The organism is Rhizobium sp. SU303 (assembly GCF_021052345.1).
Classification (GTDB): Bacteria; Pseudomonadota; Alphaproteobacteria; order Rhizobiales; family Rhizobiaceae; genus Rhizobium; species Rhizobium laguerreae.
In genome coordinates, this window is record NZ_CP088095.1 from 2934471 (window position 1) to 2951669 (window position 17199).

General features: G+C 61.2%; 16 protein-coding genes. 8 read left to right on the plus strand and 8 right to left on the minus strand.

All coding sequences use genetic code 11. The features are described from left to right. Positions 1-221: 221 nt before the first annotated feature. Positions 222-1442 carry an aminotransferase-like domain-containing protein gene (locus RlegSU303_RS14765; protein ID WP_131628450.1) on the minus strand — a complete coding sequence of 407 codons (1221 nt, stop codon included), beginning with the start codon at positions 1440-1442 and terminating at the stop codon, positions 222-224. A gap of 268 nt (positions 1443-1710) precedes the next feature. On the opposite strand from RlegSU303_RS14765, the gene RlegSU303_RS14770 reads away from it, so the two are divergent. The 6 genes from RlegSU303_RS14770 (at position 1711) to RlegSU303_RS14795 (ending at position 5007) form a co-directional block, all read left to right on the plus strand. Continuing rightward, positions 1711-2811: a branched-chain amino acid aminotransferase gene (locus tag RlegSU303_RS14770; protein ID WP_026158759.1), complete on the plus strand. Its 1101-nt coding sequence runs from the start codon at positions 1711-1713 to the stop codon at positions 2809-2811. 346 nt (positions 2812-3157) lie between these two features. Beyond that, complete coding sequence (locus RlegSU303_RS14775) at positions 3158-3367, plus strand: AbrB/MazE/SpoVT family DNA-binding domain-containing protein (RefSeq protein WP_017961195.1); 210 nt, start codon at positions 3158-3160, stop codon at positions 3365-3367. Next, a complete protein-coding gene (locus RlegSU303_RS14780; protein ID WP_020050731.1) occupies positions 3367-3744 on the plus strand; it encodes a type II toxin-antitoxin system VapC family toxin in 378 nt (125 codons plus the stop codon). Before RlegSU303_RS14775 ends, RlegSU303_RS14780 begins: the two co-directional genes overlap by 1 nt. A gap of 118 nt (positions 3745-3862) precedes the next feature. Then, positions 3863-4114, plus strand: a complete 252-nt coding sequence (locus RlegSU303_RS14785) for a ribbon-helix-helix domain-containing protein (RefSeq protein WP_026158760.1) — start codon at positions 3863-3865, stop codon at positions 4112-4114. Then, positions 4098-4433, plus strand: a complete 336-nt coding sequence (locus tag RlegSU303_RS14790; protein ID WP_017961198.1) for a type II toxin-antitoxin system RelE/ParE family toxin — start codon at positions 4098-4100, stop codon at positions 4431-4433. The genes RlegSU303_RS14785 and RlegSU303_RS14790 overlap by 17 nt, the downstream gene beginning before the upstream one ends. Continuing rightward, positions 4423-5007 carry a class I SAM-dependent methyltransferase gene (locus RlegSU303_RS14795; RefSeq protein ID WP_131719121.1) on the plus strand — a complete coding sequence of 195 codons (585 nt, stop codon included), beginning with the start codon at positions 4423-4425 and terminating at the stop codon, positions 5005-5007. The genes RlegSU303_RS14790 and RlegSU303_RS14795 overlap by 11 nt, the downstream gene beginning before the upstream one ends. A gap of 360 nt (positions 5008-5367) precedes the next feature. On the opposite strand, the gene RlegSU303_RS14800 is transcribed toward RlegSU303_RS14795, so the two are convergent. The 3 genes from RlegSU303_RS14800 to RlegSU303_RS14810 form a co-directional block, all read right to left on the minus strand. Beyond that, positions 5368-7362: a PhoX family protein gene (locus RlegSU303_RS14800; RefSeq protein WP_131628453.1), complete on the minus strand. Its 1995-nt coding sequence runs from the start codon at positions 7360-7362 to the stop codon at positions 5368-5370. A 424-nt stretch (positions 7363-7786) separates the two neighbouring features. Then, positions 7787-8806 carry a ketol-acid reductoisomerase gene (gene ilvC, locus RlegSU303_RS14805; protein ID WP_003560822.1) on the minus strand — a complete coding sequence of 340 codons (1020 nt, stop codon included), beginning with the start codon at positions 8804-8806 and terminating at the stop codon, positions 7787-7789. A gap of 49 nt (positions 8807-8855) precedes the next feature. Then, positions 8856-9521, minus strand: coding sequence for a TetR/AcrR family transcriptional regulator (locus RlegSU303_RS14810; RefSeq protein ID WP_017961202.1), 666 nt, complete (start codon positions 9519-9521; stop codon positions 8856-8858). A 174-nt stretch (positions 9522-9695) separates the two neighbouring features. Between RlegSU303_RS14810 and RlegSU303_RS14815 the strand changes: the two genes are divergently transcribed. Next, entirely contained in the window at positions 9696-9842 is a 147-nt protein-coding gene (locus RlegSU303_RS14815) for a hypothetical protein (protein WP_165504152.1), read from the plus strand. 32 nt (positions 9843-9874) lie between these two features. On the opposite strand, the gene RlegSU303_RS14820 is transcribed toward RlegSU303_RS14815, so the two are convergent. The 3 genes from RlegSU303_RS14820 to RlegSU303_RS14830 form a co-directional block, all read right to left on the minus strand. Then, complete coding sequence (locus RlegSU303_RS14820; protein ID WP_131719122.1) at positions 9875-11557, minus strand: hypothetical protein; 1683 nt, start codon at positions 11555-11557, stop codon at positions 9875-9877. Then, the gene (locus RlegSU303_RS14825; protein ID WP_017961204.1) at positions 11557-12615 is read right to left on the minus strand and encodes a glycosyltransferase family 2 protein; all 1059 of its coding nucleotides are present in this window, start codon (positions 12613-12615) and stop codon (positions 11557-11559) included. Before RlegSU303_RS14825 ends, RlegSU303_RS14820 begins: the two co-directional genes overlap by 1 nt. An 88-nt stretch (positions 12616-12703) precedes the next feature. Continuing rightward, positions 12704-13612, minus strand: a complete 909-nt coding sequence (locus RlegSU303_RS14830; protein WP_017961205.1) for an AraC family transcriptional regulator — start codon at positions 13610-13612, stop codon at positions 12704-12706. A 194-nt stretch (positions 13613-13806) separates the two neighbouring features. Between RlegSU303_RS14830 and RlegSU303_RS14835 the strand changes: the two genes are divergently transcribed. Beyond that, a complete protein-coding gene (locus tag RlegSU303_RS14835) occupies positions 13807-14853 on the plus strand; it encodes an NAD(P)-dependent alcohol dehydrogenase (protein WP_065280614.1) in 1047 nt (348 codons plus the stop codon). Between the two features lie 79 nt (positions 14854-14932). Here RlegSU303_RS14835 and RlegSU303_RS14840 read toward each other — a convergent pair whose 3' ends face one another. Continuing rightward, positions 14933-16891: an elongation factor G gene (locus tag RlegSU303_RS14840; protein ID WP_131628456.1), complete on the minus strand. Its 1959-nt coding sequence runs from the start codon at positions 16889-16891 to the stop codon at positions 14933-14935. Between the last annotated feature and the right edge of the window lie 308 nt (positions 16892-17199).

The following is a 17199-nucleotide window of genomic DNA, read 5'->3' on the forward strand; positions in this document are numbered from 1 at the left end:
CTCCGTGCATTCGCGGCTCTGCCGCTCACCCCCTCAACCGGCTGCCGCCACCTTCTCCCCGCTGGGGAGAAGAGATTCGTGGCGACTCCTCGCCTCCTCGAAAGCGTTCGTTATGGAAGCGAGAGCTTACGGCTTGCTTCCTCTTCTCCCCAGCGGGGAGAAGGTGCCCGTAGGGCGGATGAGGGGGCCGCACGGCACGCCCTCTCCTCAACCTCTCACGCTCAGCTACCGATCTCGGCCGAGATCAGCGCGCTCAGGCGGCCGATGCCATCCTCGATCATCTGCTCGTTGGCGCAGGAGAAGCTGAGGCGGAAGGTGTTGGCGCCCGAACCGTCGGCGAAGAACGCCTTGCCGGGCACGAAGGCGACCTTGGCGGTCTCAAGCGATTTCGCCAGCAGCTTGGCGCCGTCCATGCCCTCCGGCAGCGTGATCCAGATGAACATACCGCCCTCCGGCTTCGTCCAGCTGGTGCCTTCAGGCATGTATTTGTCGAGGGCGGCCAGCATGCAGTCGCGACGTTGGCTGTAGGCGGCCTTGATCTTGGCGACCTGCGCGTCGAAGCCGCGCTCGGCGACATCTGATATCGCCATCTGGTTGATCGTCGAAGAATGCAGGTCGGCCGCCTGCTTCATCAGCACCAGCTTGCGGATGACGGGCGCATTGGCGACGATGAAACCGACGCGAAGGCCGGGCGCCAGCGTCTTCGAGAAGCTGCCGCAATAGATCGTGCGCGTATCGTTGATATGGCCCTTCTCGGCGATTTCAAGCGCCAGGATCGGCGGGATCGGATCGCCGTCGTAACGCAGCGACTGGTAGGCCGCATCCTCGATGACGGCGATGTCGAGCTCTTCTGCCAGTGCCAGGACCTTCTTGCGGCCGTCAAGATCGACGGTTTCGCCGGTCGGATTGGAGAAGTCGGTGGAAAGATAGGCGAACTTCACCTTGCCGCCGGCAGCGGAAGCGGCCGCGCGGTAGGACTCGGGCGTCCGGTTGCCGTTCGGTGTCAGCTGGTCATAGGCCGGTTCATAGGCATTGAAGGCCTGCAGCGCGCCGAGATAGGTCGGCCACGTCACCAGCGCGGTGTCATCAGGCGACAGGAAGAGTTTGCCGAGATAATCGAGGCCCTGCTGCGAACCGGACACAATGAAGACATTGTCGAGTTCGCAAGGAATGCCGAGACCCGCCATCTGCCCGACCAGCCATTCGCGCAGCGGCTTGTAGCCTTCACTGACCGAATATTGCAGCGCCGCGTTGACGGCGGCGCCGTCGAAGATATCGGCATAGGCCTGCTTGAATTCCTGATCGGGAAAGAGCGCCGGATCCGGAATGCCGCCAGCGAAGGAGATGATATCGGGCCGGTCGAGAAGCTTCAAGAGCTCGCGGATCTCTGATGCGCGCATGCGCGACGAGCGTGACGCAAACATGGTGTCCCAGTTCAGCATGGGGTTTCCTCATATTTTCTATATCGCCGACAAACCATGTGGCGGAAATTAAGTCAATAATACTGACCTATTTTCTTGTCATGGTGACAAGTGTAGACGCCAGCCAATATGGAAGGCGCTCGATCCGGAATTTGCTGCTCGACGTCAGCCCCATTAAGCGATTATTCCGCTGATCAAAGCCGAAACCGGCCGATTCAGACCTTTCCAAGACCAGCCCGGCGGCAGTAGTGTCGCCGCCACTATTCAATGTACTATCAAGGTGCCAGCAATGACCGCGACGACGACCTCTCCTGAAATCAAAATCGAACTCCACAAGTCTCCCGTCTCCGATGCCGACCGCATCCAGGCATTGGAGACGCCCGGCTTCGGTAAGGTCTTCACGGATCATATGGTCCTGGTACGATGGACTGCCGACAAGGGCTGGCATGATGCGAAGGTTACGCCGAGGCGTCCTCTGGAGCTCGATCCTGCGAGCGCCGTGCTGCACTACGCTCAGGAAATTTTCGAAGGCATGAAAGCCTACAAGGCAGACGATGGCCGGATTCTGCTCTTTCGGCCCGAAGAGAACGCCCGCCGCTTCGCGCAGTCGGCGACCCGCATGGCGATGCCTCCTGTGCCCGAAGAACTCTTCTTGAAGGCGGTCGAAGAACTGGTCCGCGTTGACAAGGCCTGGATTCCATCTGGCGACGCCAGTCTTTACCTTCGCCCCTTCATGTTCGCCAACGAGGCGTTTCTCGGCGTTCGTCCGGCTCAGGAGTATGTCTTCTGCATCATCGCCTCTCCGGTCGGCGCCTACTTCAAAGGCGGAGCGAAGGCGGTCTCCCTATGGGTCGAGACCGAATACACCCGTGCTGCCGCCGGCGGCACTGGTGCTGCAAAATGCGGCGGAAACTACGCAGCCAGCCTCGTGGCGCAAGCCGAAGCAGCGAAGAAGGATTGCGATCAGGTCGTCTTCCTGGACGCCGCAGAGCATCGCTGGGTCGAAGAACTCGGCGGCATGAACGTCTTCTTCGTGATGAACGATGGATCGATGGTGACCCCGCCCCTTGGCGGCACGATCCTGCCGGGCATCACCCGGGCCTCCGTGATCGTACTCGCCGAAGAAAAGGGCTTGCGCGTCGAGCAGCGTCCGTACTCCTTCGAAGAGTGGCGGCAGGACGCAACCAGCGGCAAGCTCGTCGAAGCCTTCGCTTGCGGCACTGCCGCGGTCCTGGCGGGCATCGGCCTGGTTCGACATGCCGGCGGCGAGTTTCTGGTCGGAGACGGACAGACCGGCAAGTTGACCAGCGAACTGCGCCAGCAACTCGTCAGTCTGCAGAAGGGCGTAACCAACGATGAGCGCGGCTGGACGCGCCTTATCCCGGCTTGAACTGCGGACGCGTCACGCAACGGCGGCGTCAACACCGACTTGGTGGGCGCCGCCCTGCGCCTCGCCCGCAAAGCCGCCGGGCTGGCGCGATCTATTCCGCCCGCGTCCAAGTTCGTTTCGATCTGCACGATACTCTATGATGTTCTTCGAGCCGACAGCCATTAAGCAATCCGCGGATCTCTTTCGAAACCGGGCGCCGCCCGGTTTTTTGGCCGAGTCAGCGGGGAAAAACCGTCGTCAACTTCCCATTTGGCGACCGAAATAGCACCAATGCCAAAAACGGCTCGCCATTGACCGACGCCCAGCGAATTCTTACTATCCACTAATCGATAGAGGAAAGGTAAGAATGGCAACTGCAACCCTCTCTACAAAATTCCAGATCTCCATTCCCAAGGAAGTGCGCGAACAACAGCACTGGTCAGCGGGACAGGAATTCGTGTTCATACCCAAAGGCAAAGGCGTATTGCTGATGCCGGTCCCGACGCTTGCCGATCTTCGCGGCATTGCCGAAGGCGCAGACAAGAAAAATTACCGCGACCGGAACGACCGTTTCTGATGCGCGTGATCGACAGTTCCGCATGGATAGAATGGCTGACGAAAAGTGCTGCCGGAACCCGGCTGCAGGCCGAAATCCCGGAACGCGATCAATGCATCGTTCCGACGATCGTGCAGCTCGAGCTTTCCAAATGGCTGGCACGAGAAAAGGACGAGGAAGCCGTCGACAGCTTCATCGCCTATACCGCGACATGCATGGTTGTTTCTCTCGACACGACGCTTGCCCGCCGTGCTGCCGAAATATCGGCAGCCCATAAACTCGCCACCGCCGATGCGATCATTTATGCGACCGCGGAGTGCCACGATGCCGATATCCTGACCTGCGACGCCCATTTCAAGGATCTCGAACGCGTCATCTATATCGATAAAAAAGACTGATCCGCATGTGACCCAAGCCCTCGACGGCGCCGCACAACGCTTCTATCACAAACTGGGAAATGATAATCTGGCATCTGGAATGGCTGATAACCGGCATGTGCAGGCGGCACCGAATCCAATGGCGAAAATGACGATCTCGCTTCCGGATAATCTGGCGGAATACGTCGAAAACCGTGTCGCAAGCGGTAGATACAGCAGTGCCGACGCATTCCTGGCGGAGCTTGTTCTGAAGGATCAGCTCCATCATAAGCTTGACGACGAAGAACTGCGCAACATTCTGAGACAGGCTGAGGAAAGCGGCCCGAGCGAGCGACGCATTCCCGACATCCTGTCGGAAACGAAGGCAAAGCTGCGTGACAACCACCTATAGGCTGACCCAAACCGCGTACTCCGTGCTATCAGGCATCGACGAATATGCTTGCCTCAATTTCGGCGAGGCGCAGGCAGACGCCTATCTTCTCGACTGGGACAGGATTTTCGTGCTTCTTTCGCATGCTCCCTCCATGGGAGAAGAGTGCGACGAACTCGGCGCGGGCCTTCGCCGCCTCCTCCACATGCGCCACGTCGCCTTCTACCGGGTGACGTCGGAAGGGATTGTCGTCATTGACATCATCGACGCCGACCGGCTTCCTGAAAGACATCTCCAATCCAATCGACGCCCGCGATCGGCCGAACAGCATGCCTCTTGACCGCACCTCCGCCTTCTATGAGGAAAATGCCGAGACATACGCCAAGCGGGTGCGCAGCTTGCCGAAGCAGCTCGATGCCTTCCTCGCCGGGCTTGCGCCGGGTGCGGCAATCCTCGAACTCGGCTGCGGCGGTGGGCAGGACAGCGCCTACATGCTGTCGCAGGGTTTCGACGTGACGCCGACGGATGGCTCGACCGAGCTTGCAAGACAAGCGGAGGCGTTGATCGGCAGGCCGGTCAGGGTCATGCTGTTCCAGGAGCTCGACGCCGACAGCGCCTTCGACGGCGTCTGGGCGCATGCGAGCCTTCTCCATGTTCCCAGGCTTGAACTGCCCAACGTCTTCGCCCGTGTCCGCCGCGCCCTGAGGCCCGGCGGCCTCCTTCACGCAAGCTTCAAGGCCGGGGAAGCGGAAGGCTATGACGGCTTCGGGCGTTATTACAACTATCCCTCCGCCGGCGGACTGTCGGCGCTTCTGGCAAAAGGCGGCTGGCGTGACATCGCCATCGAGGAAAACGACGGCGGCGGTTATGACGGTAAGCCGACGCGGTGGATCACGGTGATGGCGCATCGGTAGAGGCTGACTGCTTTCCGGGTTGAGCGTCCATTCCCGGTTGAGATCATGATCTTATTCGCAGAGGCGGATTTCTCTGCAGTTGACGGAGATCGGTCTATGCCTCGCTTTTGCCCATCAATTTTGCGGCTGCTATCTGGAATCCAAACCGTGCTTCAAGAAACCCTGCATCCATAGCAGGCTACTTCTCAATGCGTCGGGATGGCCTTAAGTTTCCCCACCGATACGACGGCCACGCCCGTGCTCAAAATGAGAGCTGCATAACGCACATACGGGTGCGGCGACAGGCGGCCGGAAGATGGGCTCATCCCCGGCCGCCAGAGGGGCATTTACAGCGAGGTGGCAGCCTCCGCGTTCCTGTCGTCAGACCGCAATCTTGCCGCCGCCAACCTTGGTGATGGCGACGACCGCAGGCCGCACTGGCATGTCGGGCTTGAAGTCCGGCCAGCGGGTCGAAAGATCCTCGTAATAGGACGGGCGGCCATGGCCTGGCCAGTCCTCGCCGCCATCGCCAGGATGCTGCACAGCGACGAAGGCGGTTTCGTCATCCGGTGTGAAGAGCGGGCCGCACATTTCGGCGCCGACCGGCACGCGGAAGAACAGTTTCGAGGTGGCGCGCGCCGCCCCTTCCGTATCGACGGCCCACAGACCGTCGGTGCGGCCGGTGGCCTTGTTGTTGTTGCCGTCGGTCGAAACCCAGAGGCGGCCGGCAGCATCGACGGCGCAGTTGTCGGGCATGCCGAACCAGCCGTTCTTGGTCGTCTCGGTTGAAAAGGTCGCACCGACGGCCGCAACCGAGGGATCGCCGCACTTCAGGAGCACTTCCCACTTGCCCGATGTGGCAGTGAAATCGCCGTCGTTTTCAGAGATCTCGATGATGTGGCCGAAGGCGTTTTCCGCGCGCGGATTTGCGGCATCCACCTGGTCGGCCTTGCGGCGGGTGTTGTTGGTCAGCATGACATAGACCTTGCCGTTGACGCTGTTCGGCTGGACGTCTTCCGGGCGGTCCATCTTGGTGGCGCCGAGCGCGTCACCGGCGCGACGACATTCGATCAGCACATCGGCCTGGCTGGTGAAGCCGTTTTCTGCCGTCAGCGGGCCTTGGCCAAAGACCAGCGGCAGCCACTGCATGGTGCCGTCCTCATTGAACTTGGCGACATGGAGCGTGCCGCTGTCGAGCAGGTTCATATTGGCGGCGCGATCATTCAGGCTGAACGCTGCTGATGTCACGAACTTGTAGACATAGTCGAAGCGCTCGTCGTCGCCGAGATAGAAGACGACTTTGCCGTTCTTGGCGACGATCGACTCGGCGCCCTCGTGTTTGGTGCGGCCGAGCGCGGTTCGCTTCTTCGGCACCGACGCCGGGTCCATGACGTCGACTTCGACGATCCAGCCGAAACGGTTCGGCTCGTTCGGCTCTTTGGAAAGATCGAAGCGGTCGTAGAAATTGGCCCACTCGTAGGCGCCTTCCGGAACGCCGTAACGCTTATAGTTCGGGGCTTCCTTATGACCTTCCGGCAGCGCACCGGAGAAATAGCCGTGAAAATTCTCTTCCGCCATGATGTAGGTGCCCCAGGGCGTGACGCCGCCGGCGCAGTTGTTGATCGTGCCGATGGCGCGGGTGCCGGTCGCGTCGGCACTGGTCTTCAAGCGGTCGTTTCCGGCGGCGGGGCCGGTGATTTCCATAGGTGTGTTGGCGGTGATGCGGCGATTGTACTTGCCGTCGGTGACGACCTGCCACTTGCCACCCGTCTTGCGGATCTCGACGATGGTGCCGCCATGGGCCGCCATCTCGACATCCACCTGTTCCTTGCTGAGCGCGCCCTGCTTGATCTTGCCGTCGACCACCTGGACGAGGCCGGGGAACATCAGGTGCGGGTTCGTGTATTCATGATTGACGACGAGCAGGCCGTGCTCGCTGGATCCTTCGAGCGGAATGAAGCCGACATAATCGTTGTTGTAGCCGAACTGCTTGCTCTGTGCATCGGCCGTCTGCTTCGCCGGATCGAATTGCGGGGCACCCGGCAGCACCGCATCGCCCCAGCGCAGCAGAATATCGGCATCATAACCTTCAGCGATATGATGCTTGTCATCGACGCCGGCCTCCACTTCGGAGAAGTTGAAGGCAGAGCCTTTATTGTCTGCAGCGCGCGCCTCGTCCGCGCTCATCAGCGCGATCGGGCTTACCGTGGCTGCAATGGCGGAAACGGCAAGTGAGCCCTGCAGAAAATTGCGGCGTGAAAAACGCTTGCCGATGATTTCACCCATCGTCGGATTGGCGCTGGTGTTGTGGCCGTCACCATCCGCGTCTTCGAGCTGAGTCGTCGGGAAAATCCTCTGGGAAAGATGCTCGTTCATCCAATACCTCCACGGTTTAAAACTGGTGTCAAATTGTCTTGTTTTAGATCCATTCTAAACCTAAAGGCGCGATATTACGGTTTTGCGACAGAAACGTCTTGGGGATGCTGTTCCCTCTCTCAGGCAGCAGCGACACGGCTCAATGAAGGCCAAGACCAGACATTGCCGTAGTCGGCACGTTGCCTCCGCCCTATGATTCCTGCGTCATGAAGATGAGACAATGGATCGCTCGATGAGCTCTCCGACACGAATGAGGCTTTCGAGCGCGCCTTGACCGGTCCCTATGCCGGGTCTGCGACCCCTCAGGTCCACCAGATGCTTGGCCATGCCCAGGGAGGCCTCTCGTGTCGCAGAGAGGCATCAAGCCTAGCCGCCTCGCAAAGCGCGCCGCATGAACCAGGTTCGATGCGGCGCGGAAAATCGCTTAGTTGACCGACTTGTCGACCAGTTTGTTCTTGCCGATCCAGGGCATCATGCCGCGCAGCTTGGCGCCGACTTCTTCGATCGGATGGCTGTCGTTCAGGCGGCGGATGCCCTTGAAGCGCGAGCCGCCGGCGCGGTATTCCTGCATCCAATCGGACGTGAACTTGCCGGTCTGGATGTCCTTGAGGACGCGCTTCATTTCGGCCTTGGTCTCGGCAGTGATGATGCGCGGACCGGAGACATATTCGCCCCACTCGGCCGTGTTGGAGATTGAGTAGTTCATGTTGGCGATGCCGCCTTCATAGATCAGGTCGACGATGAGCTTCACTTCGTGCAGGCACTCGAAATAGGCCATCTCAGGCGCGTAACCGGCTTCGGTGAGCGTTTCGAAACCGGCGCGGATGAGTTCGACGAGACCGCCGCAGAGAACGACCTGTTCGCCGAAGAGGTCGGTTTCGCACTCTTCGCGGAAGTTGGTTTCGATGATGCCCGAACGGCCGCCGCCGACGCCGCAGGCGTAGGAGAGAGCGAGTTCAAGCGCATTGCCGGAAGCGTTCTGGTGAACGGCAACGAGGCAGGGAACGCCGCCGCCCTTCTGGTATTCGCCGCGAACCGTGTGGCCCGGGCCCTTCGGTGCGATCATGACGACGTCGACCGAAGCCTTCGGCTCGATGAGGCCGAAGTGAACGTTGAGGCCGTGAGCGAAGGCGATGGCTGCGCCATCGCGGATGTTGCCGGCGATGTCGGCCTTGTAGATGTCGGCCTGCAGTTCGTCCGGGGTCGCCATCATCATCAGGTCGGCCCAGGCGGCAGCTTCGGCAACCGTCATGACCTTGAAGCCATCGGCTTCGGCCTTCTTGACGGTCGGCGAACCGGCCTTGAGTGCGATGACGACGTTCTGGGCGCCGCTGTCCTTGAGGTTCAGCGCATGGGCACGGCCCTGCGAACCATAGCCGATGACGGCGACCTTCTTGGCCTTGATGAGGTTGAGATCGGCATCACGATCGTAGTAGACGCGCATTTGAAGTTCCTTCCCTTTGCTTGTCTTGTTGACTGTCATTAAAGCGGAATCAGCCGAGAACCGGCATCTCCGCCAGAACCTTGTCCGTGCCATAAAGCCTGAGGAAGGCGGTGACCGCCCTCTCCGCCTGGCGTGCGGTATCCTTGAGGCCTGGTTCGCCGAGCAGCATGCGCACATGCAGGTCGGAGACAACAAGGCCGTAAAGCGTGTGATAAGCCTCGTCGGCATCGGCAAAACGCAGGAGCCCTGCCCTTTTGCCGGCATCGATCAGCGCCATGGCGCGCCGGTCGATCTGGCGACGGCCGCGCTCGAGCAGCAGTTTGCCGAGTTTCGAGCCGTCGCGGTTCGACTGCCCGATCGCCAGCCGGTTGAGCGCCAGCGAGACGTCGCCGGCAAGCACCTCCAGCAGGTCACGCGCAAAAATGACGACATGGTCGTGCAGGCTCGCCGCCGTCAGCCGCTCGCCGTTGCGCTCGAAGGTGCGCACCTTGCTGGCCTGATAGGCGATCATCGCCGACAGCAGCCCGTCGCGATCGCCGAACCACTTGTAGAGGCTTTCCTTCGAGCAATTGGCGGCTCGCGCCACACCCGAGGTCGTCAGCGCCTTCTCGCCGCCATCGACAAGCAACTGCAGCGCCTGCTCCAGAACGGCGTTCTGGCGCGGCGAAAATTCGCTCGGCTCTGCGGTATCGACGGACACGGTCATGGCTCCCATATACGTACCGTACGGTACGGTTCGTGAGGTTTATGCGATAAACCGATCAGGTCGTCAAGAAGCCTGGATAGATTTTTTTAATACGGGAAACCGCGATGAAACACCAGAATTGGATAGGCGCGAATCCTCGGTGATCGCATAATGTCGCGCTATACCACTTGCCCGGAGGCTCCGATGTCACGCCTTTCAGCAGCTCTTCTCCTGCTCGGAGCAATCCTCCTTGGCGGCTCAAGCGCTCTCGCGCAGTCCGACAGCGACGTCTACAAGAGTGCTGAGGATTTCAGCTTCCGCTTGCCAAGTGCCGTGCCGACAAGGCGCTGAAATTTCCCGGCTGATCCGCGAAGAGCCGCAGTCTATGACGCCCTCATGCAACCCGCGGGGATCGACAGAGGCTCCGCCGGCATCGTCTTCTCGATCGCGTATAGCTTCGCGAAACCCGCATCTTCGACCAGCATCAGGCCCGCCGGCATCAAGGTGCCGACATAGCGGTCGGGGATATCGGCATTGGCGACGAGGACGAAATCGAAACGCCTACGCCAATCCGACAGATAAGGCGTAAAGTTTCTATATTCCTGCATCATTGCCGGGCATGAAAGCACGCCGGTCGACAGCAGATTGCCCTCGGGAACCGCGATCTCAGACCATGACGACAGAACGGATAACGGCTGCTTGCCTTTTGCCGTGAAGAGCGTCGGCACGAAAGCATGCGACAAGGGCACGGCGAGTGTCGGCAGGTGCCGGAAAGTATCCAACCCCCAGGCAAAATGCCGGTTGGAGTGAGCAAGACCGCTCACTGTCTCAGGTTCATGGCCCAGAGGCAGCACGGCTGCGCCGGCCGGCACCTTTTTAAGCACAGTCTCGACGGCGGCAACATCCTTCTGTGCCAGCCACCAGTTCCAGCCGACCCAGCCGGTGCGGCCGAAGACCGCGAGATTGATGATGAGCGCCAGCAGCATCGCCTGCCGGCGCGTCAGATTGGCGAAGGGGCACACCATCGCCATGGCGACGAGCGCCGTCATGATCGGAAAGCGCCAACTGATCCATCCGGTGCCGAGCATGTGGCGAGGCGAAACACAGGAGAGCAGCAGCAGGCCGCAGGCGGCAACGGCAAGCCCAGCATGCAGGCGAATATCGCCCGCGCGGACGGCACGCGTGCAGATGAGGATCAGCGGCAGAACCAGCACGACATCCACCACCGGGACATAGGTCGTGATGGCGGAGAACAGATTAAGGACGATCAGGACGATACCGTCGTTCCAGGCAAGGCCAAGACCGTTGCCGCCGGCATTGGGCAAAGCCGCCGTATGGAGATAGAGCGCGAGCGGCGGCAGGACGCAGGCGCCGAGCGCCAGCGCCAAACGGCCGGCGAGCCTCATCAGAGCCGCCTTCGATCGCACTATATCGATGCGCCAGGAAAATTCGAGGCCGCAGACGATCGCCATATAAAAGCCAAGCGCGAAGAGATGCATCACCGTCAGCAGCAGCGCGGCGGCAAGCCGCCAGGCAAAAACCAGGGCGGGATTTCTGCGCTGCAGCCGCAGATCGACGCAGGCGAAGAACAAGGCCATGCCGAGGCCGATCTGGAAGTTGATGAAGCCGCCGATCATGGTGGCGCACCAGCCGAGCGACAGCATGGCGGTCTGCCAATGGTGCCGGCCGCCGAAAAGCGCGCGGTGCAGGCCGATTCCCCCTAGCGGCGGCAGCACGATCGCCAGGAAAAGCAAAGCCCGCGCCAGCCTGTCTGCGCCGACAAGCGGCCCCAGCCAGGTGGCTAGAACATCGATCCCGACATTGGTGAAGGTGCGGTTCCAATCGACGGCATAGATCTCAGGAAACGGCTGCTCGCCGATCCCGCCCGAAAGGAGCCAGATACGGGCGTAGTGATTGGCATAATCGAGAACCGGCGGAAAGGGAAACAGGAGGACCAGAGCCGCCACAAGTCCGACGAATGCGACGATCGCAACGGTGGAATCCTGCCTGGCGATCGATTCCTCGGGCCCGGCTGTGGCCACAGCAGGCGCGGCCATCCGGTCCATTATCCGATCCGGCTGTTCTTGTGCGAGCGCGGCGGCTCTTCGGATGCAAAGGCCGCATCCAGCGCGGCGCGTTTATCGCTGGCGCTCATCTCCGAAAAAGCGGTCGACAGCTCGGCGTGTTCGCTGCCGCGCACGATCGTCTCGATCATGAATATCGGTCGCCTCTTGCTCTCCTGTACCAGACGGCCGAGATACTCGCCGATGATGCCGATGCAGATCAGCTGGATGGCGCTGAAGGCGCTGACCGCGGCCATAATCGACGACCAACCGGTGACCGTCTCGCCCTGCAGCCAGCGAACGAAGGTATAGACGAGCAACGCGATCGCGACACCGGCGCTCATCATGCCAAGCCATGTGGCTATACGCAGCGGCGTCGTTGAAAAGCTGGTGATCGCATCCAGCGCAAAATTGATCATCTTGCGCAGCGGATATTTCGTCGTGCCGGCAAAACGGGCGTCGCGCTCGTAAGGCAGCGCCACCTGCCTGCCGCCGATCCAGCTGACCATGCCGCGGATGAAGCGATCGCGCTCCGGCATCGCCAGCAGGATATCGACGACGCGCCGGCGCATCAGTCGGAAATCTCCGGTGTCGCGCGGGATGGTCACGGAAGCGAGTTTGGACAGGGCGCGATAGAAAAGTGAAGCGGAGGCGAGCTTGAACCAGGTTTCGCCCTGGCGGCGCGTACGCTGGCCATACACGACATCGGCGCCGCGCTCCATGATTGGCATCATCATCAAAAGCAGCTCGGGCGGATCCTGAAGATCGGCGTCGATCAAAAGCACGCGCTCTCCCCGCGACGCGGCAAGACCCGCCGTAGATGCCAGCTGGTGGCCGTGATTGCGCAGAAGACGAACGCCGAGTAGCTGCGGAACATCGGCCGCCAGATCGGAGATGATCTCCCACGTGCGGTCGGACGAGCCGTCATCGACGAGAATGAGCTCGAAGCCATCGCCGGCAACACTATACGCGGCAGCGGCGGCGCGGCGGCAGAATTCGCGCAAGCCCTCTTCCTCGTTGTGACAAGGAGCGACGATGGAGAGAAACGGTGCTTGCGTCATGCGGACATCTGGGCCTGCTTGATATCTGCCGCAAGACTAGCCGGAAACGTCAAACAATCCTTTAACGATCGCACCGCGCTTGGCACGTCTATTCCGCCGCCATGGCATCGCGGGCGCCGTCGACATCGCGGGCCGGTGAAGCGCCGTAGAGGCGGCTGTACTCGCGGCTGAACTGCGACGGGCTCTGATAGCCGACGCGATGGCCGGCCGTGCCCGCATCGAGGCGCTCCACAAGCATCAGACGGCGCGCCTCGTGCAGGCGAAGCTGCTTCTGATACTGCACCGGTGTCATCGCCGTTACCGACTTGAAGTGATGATGGAAGGACGACACGCTCATGCTGACGCGGTCGGCAAGGTCCTCGATGCGCAGTGGTCGCGCGAAATTCTCCTTCAGCCATGCGACGGCGCGCGCGATCCTGTTGCTGTGGCTGTCTGCAGTGGCAATGTTAATCAGCCGCGCGCCGGCCGGCCCGGTCAGCACCCGATAGAGGATTTCCTGCTCGATCAGCGGCGCCATCGCCGCAATGTCGTTTGGACGATCAAGCAAGCGCAGCAGTCGCACGGCAGCATCCAGCAGCTCCGGCGAGGCGACGTTCACCACCATCCCGCGCTGCCCGTCGGTATGGGCGGCCGGGCGCGGAATATCGATGCGGCTCAGCAGTTCCAGCAGCTTCTCCGAGTCGATTGCCAGCGCCAGACAGAGATGCGGAACCTCCGGGCTTGCCTCCGTGACGCGCCAGGCGACCGGCAGGTCGAGCGAAGTCAGAAGATAGTCTCCCATCGCGTAGCTGATGTGTTCGTCACCGAGGCGCAGGCTCTTTGCCCCCTGCAGCACCAGCGCGAGACAGGGCCGGTAGCTGCTGTGCAACGGATTGCTGGGATTGGAGCGGCGGCTGAGGAAGAGATTGCCGATCGCGGTCGTAAACTCGCCGTCGTCGGGCGTGAAGCGCATCGCAATATCGGCGATCTCCTGATAAGGGCTGAAAGGCAATGTCATGCGCAACTCTTTCGGTCTGACGCCAGCGGAACGCCTTTTATCTAAGGTGCCTTCAGCGTTTCGCAAACGGCCGGCGCCGTCATTTTTGCAGGATTGTGCATAAAGCTTGGAGGATCGCTCTAACGGTCGGACCGGGATCCGGTGCAAGCTCCGCCATCTTCGATCCTCCCTCCCAACCCCAAAGGAAGCTTCAGATGGCTATCGCAAAAGGCTATGCCGCGACCGACGCGTCGCAACCATTGACCCCCTTCACCTTCGAGCGCCGCGAGCCGAACGATGACGACGTCGTCATCGCGGTTCAATATTGCGGCGTCTGCCATTCCGACATCCACCAGGCCCGCAACGAATGGGGTAATTCCAGATATCCGATGGTGCCGGGCCATGAGGTTGCCGGCGTCGTTTCCGCCGTCGGCTCTAAGGTCACCCAGTTCAAGGTCGGCGACCGCGTCGGCGTCGGCTGCTTCGTCAACTCCTGCGTCGGCTGCGCCACGCGCGACCTGGATTACGAGCACTTCATGCCAGGTCTCGTCCAGACCTACAACGACGTCGAGGCAGACGGCACCACCCCGACCTTTGGCGGCTACTCCGACTCCATCGTCGTCAAGGAAGGCTATGTCCTGCGCTTCCCGGACAATATCCCCCTCGATGCAGGCGCTCCCCTGCTTTGCGCCGGCATCACGCTCTATTCCCCGCTCGCCCACTGGAAGGCCGGCGCCGGCAAGAAGGTCGCGATCGTCGGCATGGGCGGCCTCGGCCATATGGGCGTGAAGATCGGTGCAGCCATGGGCGCCGACATCACCGTGCTCTCGCAGTCGCTATCGAAGAAGGAAGACGGCCTGAAGCTCGGCGCCAAGGACTATTACGCAACGAGCGACGCCGAGACCTTCACCAAGCTCGCCGGCACCTTTGACCTGATCATCAACACGGTTGGCACGGTAATCGACTGGAACGCCTATCTCAGCCTGTTGAAGCCCGATGGCACGATGGTTCTGGTCGGTGTTCCCGAGCACCCGGTTCCGGTTCATGCCTTCTCGGTCATCGGCGGGCGTAAGAGCCTCGCCGGTTCCATGATCGGCTCGATCAAGGAAACCCAGGAAATGCTCGACTTCTGCGGCAAGCACAACATCGTCTCGGAGATCGAGAAGATCAACATCCAGAACATCAACGAAGCCTATGAGCGTGTCATCAAGAGCGACGTCCGCTACCGCTTCGTCATCGACATCGCCTCGCTGGCAGCTTGAGAAAATGAGAGGCGGCTCCTTTGGGGGCCGCCCCTTCTGTCAGCCTTCGCGCCCACGACGAAGTATGCACTGAGGAATCTCAGGACATGCCTTCGAGATGTCGGTGCAGGCTCAGCAGATATTCGACGCGGTTGAACGGATCAGGTCCTGAACGCCTTCGAACGCGCGGCGGGCCAGCCATCGGGGCGTAGTGATCGAAGCCGGTTTCCATCGTCCCCGCCCCGCTTGTCAGGCCCGGCAATTGCTGCTGGACGCTCTGGATCATCGCGGACGCCATAGTGCCTTCCAGTCGGGCCATGCCGTCGACAATCACGGAATCCGTCATCGTCGCAGCAGATTTCGCAAGCAGGGTCAGCAAGCCGCTCAAGCTCTCCGCGGGCGCTTCTAGATGAAAGCGGTCGATCGGCTCGCATAGGACGGTTTGCGCGGCTGACAGTGCATCTGCCAGCACCCAAGGCGTGAGCTGCCGGAAATCGGCGGCGGTGCTTGCCGGCGAACTGTGCCGGGCTGCCGTCATCGCCACGTGGCAATCGATGACCTGCCAGCCGAAAACGCCCTGCTTTAGCGTTTCGAACACGGTTTCTTCGACCGCCCTGTAAAAGCTGGCAGGCATCTGGCCGACATCCACTTCCAGCGCGAAGCTGTTGCCCGCGCCGGCAGGCCGCGGCTCGACCCGCAGGCCTACCGTCGCCAGGAAGGGATTGGGTTCCTTGAAGAGGATCTGTAAGCCGGTCCCAATTCCTACAGGCCTCTCGACCAGGATGATCGTACTTTCCTCGAAGCTGGCGTCGAGGCCGAAATCCGTCAGCAGGGTCGACTGGATAACCTCCTTCTGCACCTCGCCATAGAGCGATACGAAGACCTCGTCCGTTTCCTCGTTCCGGCGCAGATTGATCAGCGGATCCTGTTCGGCCATCTGGTTCAGCGCAAGCCACAACGCCGCCTTCTCGGAAGGCCGCTGGCCAAAAACCCGGGTTTCCAGCGTCGGCGGCGCGAAGTAAGCCCGTCCGTCGGAGAGCGGATCGCCGCCCACCGCATCGCCGATCCGGGCGCCGGCAAGGCCGCTGATGCGCGCGATCTGCCCGGCGCGGAAGCTTGCGGCGCCATGAACCCGGCCGGCCTCGAAAACCTCGATCGCGGTCACCCTATCCAGGCCTTTGGGCAAATCCAGATATTGACGGAGCCGGACCGTGCCTGACGTCAGATACATATAGGCCAGCTTTTCACCGCCCCAGCCGCGTTCGATCTTGAAGATTGTTCCGGCAATCGGCCCGTCCGGATCGAGGCGCCGGCCGGGCAATATCGTCGCAATGGCGGATGTTAGGGCCGGCACGCCGACGCCGGTCGTTGCCACACCTGCGAAGACAGGATGCACCAGACCGCTCGCGACCTGATCGATCAGGCAGCGTCCAAGCCTATCCGCCGTCAGGCGATCGGGCGCCAAGACGTAATCGTCCAGCAGCGCCTCGTCATTCTCCGCGAGTGCTTCGCAGAGCGGCGTGAAAAGCGGTTCGCATCCGTGAGCCAAAGCCTCCACCCTGGCAAGCCCGCTGCCAGCATCGATCACGGAAGACATGGCGATGGGGCGAACGAGCAATTGGCTGGCAAGAGCCTTCAGCACGTCCTCATATTGCGCGCCGAGGCGGTCGACCTTGTTGACGAAGAAGACGAAGGGAACGCCAAGTCGTCGCAGCGCCCGCACCAGCACCCGCGTCTGCGCCTGCACGCCTTCAACCGCCGAAACGACGACGACCGCGGCATCCAGCAATCCGAGCACCCGCTCGACCTCGGCGATGAAATCCGGGTGACCGGGCGTGTCGATCAGATTGACGATCCTGTCGCCGATCGTGAACGACACCACCGCGGCTCTGATCGTGATGCCGCGTTGCCGTTCGAGCTCGAGAGTGTCCGTCTGTGTATTGCCGGTATCGACGCTGCCGAGCTTGTCGATAACGCCGGCATCAAAAAGCAGTCTTTCGGTAAGGCTAGTCTTGCCTGCGTCCACATGGGCGAGGATGCCCAAATTCAAAGTGCGCATGAACCACCAACTTCTCAGAATTTCGAATGTGATTTTCGTGAGAAGTGAATCGGCGCATTGGAACCTCTACCTGCTGATGGCGACTGTTGAATGCGTAACTCCCGGTGGTGGGGAGACGCGGGCGGAATGCTAAGGGCGTGTGCGGAGATATGTCAAGTTTGGGCGTATCACGTTCACGCGTGGGCGCGCTCGTGGCTGGTTTCATGGACCGGCGTGCCGTGGCCGCCCCCTCTGCCCTGCCGGGCATCTCCCCCACAGGTGGGGAGATTACAAATAGCCCACGCTTCTTGCCCGTCTATCGTTTCGCT

What these genes read in the sequence shown, in the direction of transcription:
- RlegSU303_RS14765 (WP_131628450.1), bottom strand. Translation starts at nt 1,442, where the DNA reads ATGCTGAACTGGGACACCATGTTTGCGTCACGCTCGTCGCGCATGCGC.
- RlegSU303_RS14770 (WP_026158759.1), top strand. Translation starts at nt 1,711, where the DNA reads ATGACCGCGACGACGACCTCTCCTGAAATCAAAATCGAACTCCACAAG.
- RlegSU303_RS14775 (WP_017961195.1), top strand. Translation starts at nt 3,158, where the DNA reads ATGGCAACTGCAACCCTCTCTACAAAATTCCAGATCTCCATTCCCAAG.
- RlegSU303_RS14780 (WP_020050731.1), top strand. Translation starts at nt 3,367, where the DNA reads ATGCGCGTGATCGACAGTTCCGCATGGATAGAATGGCTGACGAAAAGT.
- RlegSU303_RS14785 (WP_026158760.1), top strand. Translation starts at nt 3,863, where the DNA reads ATGGCGAAAATGACGATCTCGCTTCCGGATAATCTGGCGGAATACGTC.
- RlegSU303_RS14795 (WP_131719121.1), top strand. Translation starts at nt 4,423, where the DNA reads ATGCCTCTTGACCGCACCTCCGCCTTCTATGAGGAAAATGCCGAGACA.
- RlegSU303_RS14800 (WP_131628453.1), bottom strand. Translation starts at nt 7,362, where the DNA reads ATGAACGAGCATCTTTCCCAGAGGATTTTCCCGACGACTCAGCTCGAA.
- ilvC (WP_003560822.1), bottom strand. Translation starts at nt 8,806, where the DNA reads ATGCGCGTCTACTACGATCGTGATGCCGATCTCAACCTCATCAAGGCC.
- RlegSU303_RS14810 (WP_017961202.1), bottom strand. Translation starts at nt 9,521, where the DNA reads ATGGGAGCCATGACCGTGTCCGTCGATACCGCAGAGCCGAGCGAATTT.
- RlegSU303_RS14815 (WP_165504152.1), top strand. Translation starts at nt 9,696, where the DNA reads ATGTCACGCCTTTCAGCAGCTCTTCTCCTGCTCGGAGCAATCCTCCTT.
- RlegSU303_RS14820 (WP_131719122.1), bottom strand. Translation starts at nt 11,557, where the DNA reads ATGGACCGGATGGCCGCGCCTGCTGTGGCCACAGCCGGGCCCGAGGAA.
- RlegSU303_RS14825 (WP_017961204.1), bottom strand. Translation starts at nt 12,615, where the DNA reads ATGACGCAAGCACCGTTTCTCTCCATCGTCGCTCCTTGTCACAACGAG.
- RlegSU303_RS14830 (WP_017961205.1), bottom strand. Translation starts at nt 13,612, where the DNA reads ATGACATTGCCTTTCAGCCCTTATCAGGAGATCGCCGATATTGCGATG.
- RlegSU303_RS14835 (WP_065280614.1), top strand. Translation starts at nt 13,807, where the DNA reads ATGGCTATCGCAAAAGGCTATGCCGCGACCGACGCGTCGCAACCATTG.
- RlegSU303_RS14840 (WP_131628456.1), bottom strand. Translation starts at nt 16,891, where the DNA reads ATGCGCACTTTGAATTTGGGCATCCTCGCCCATGTGGACGCAGGCAAG.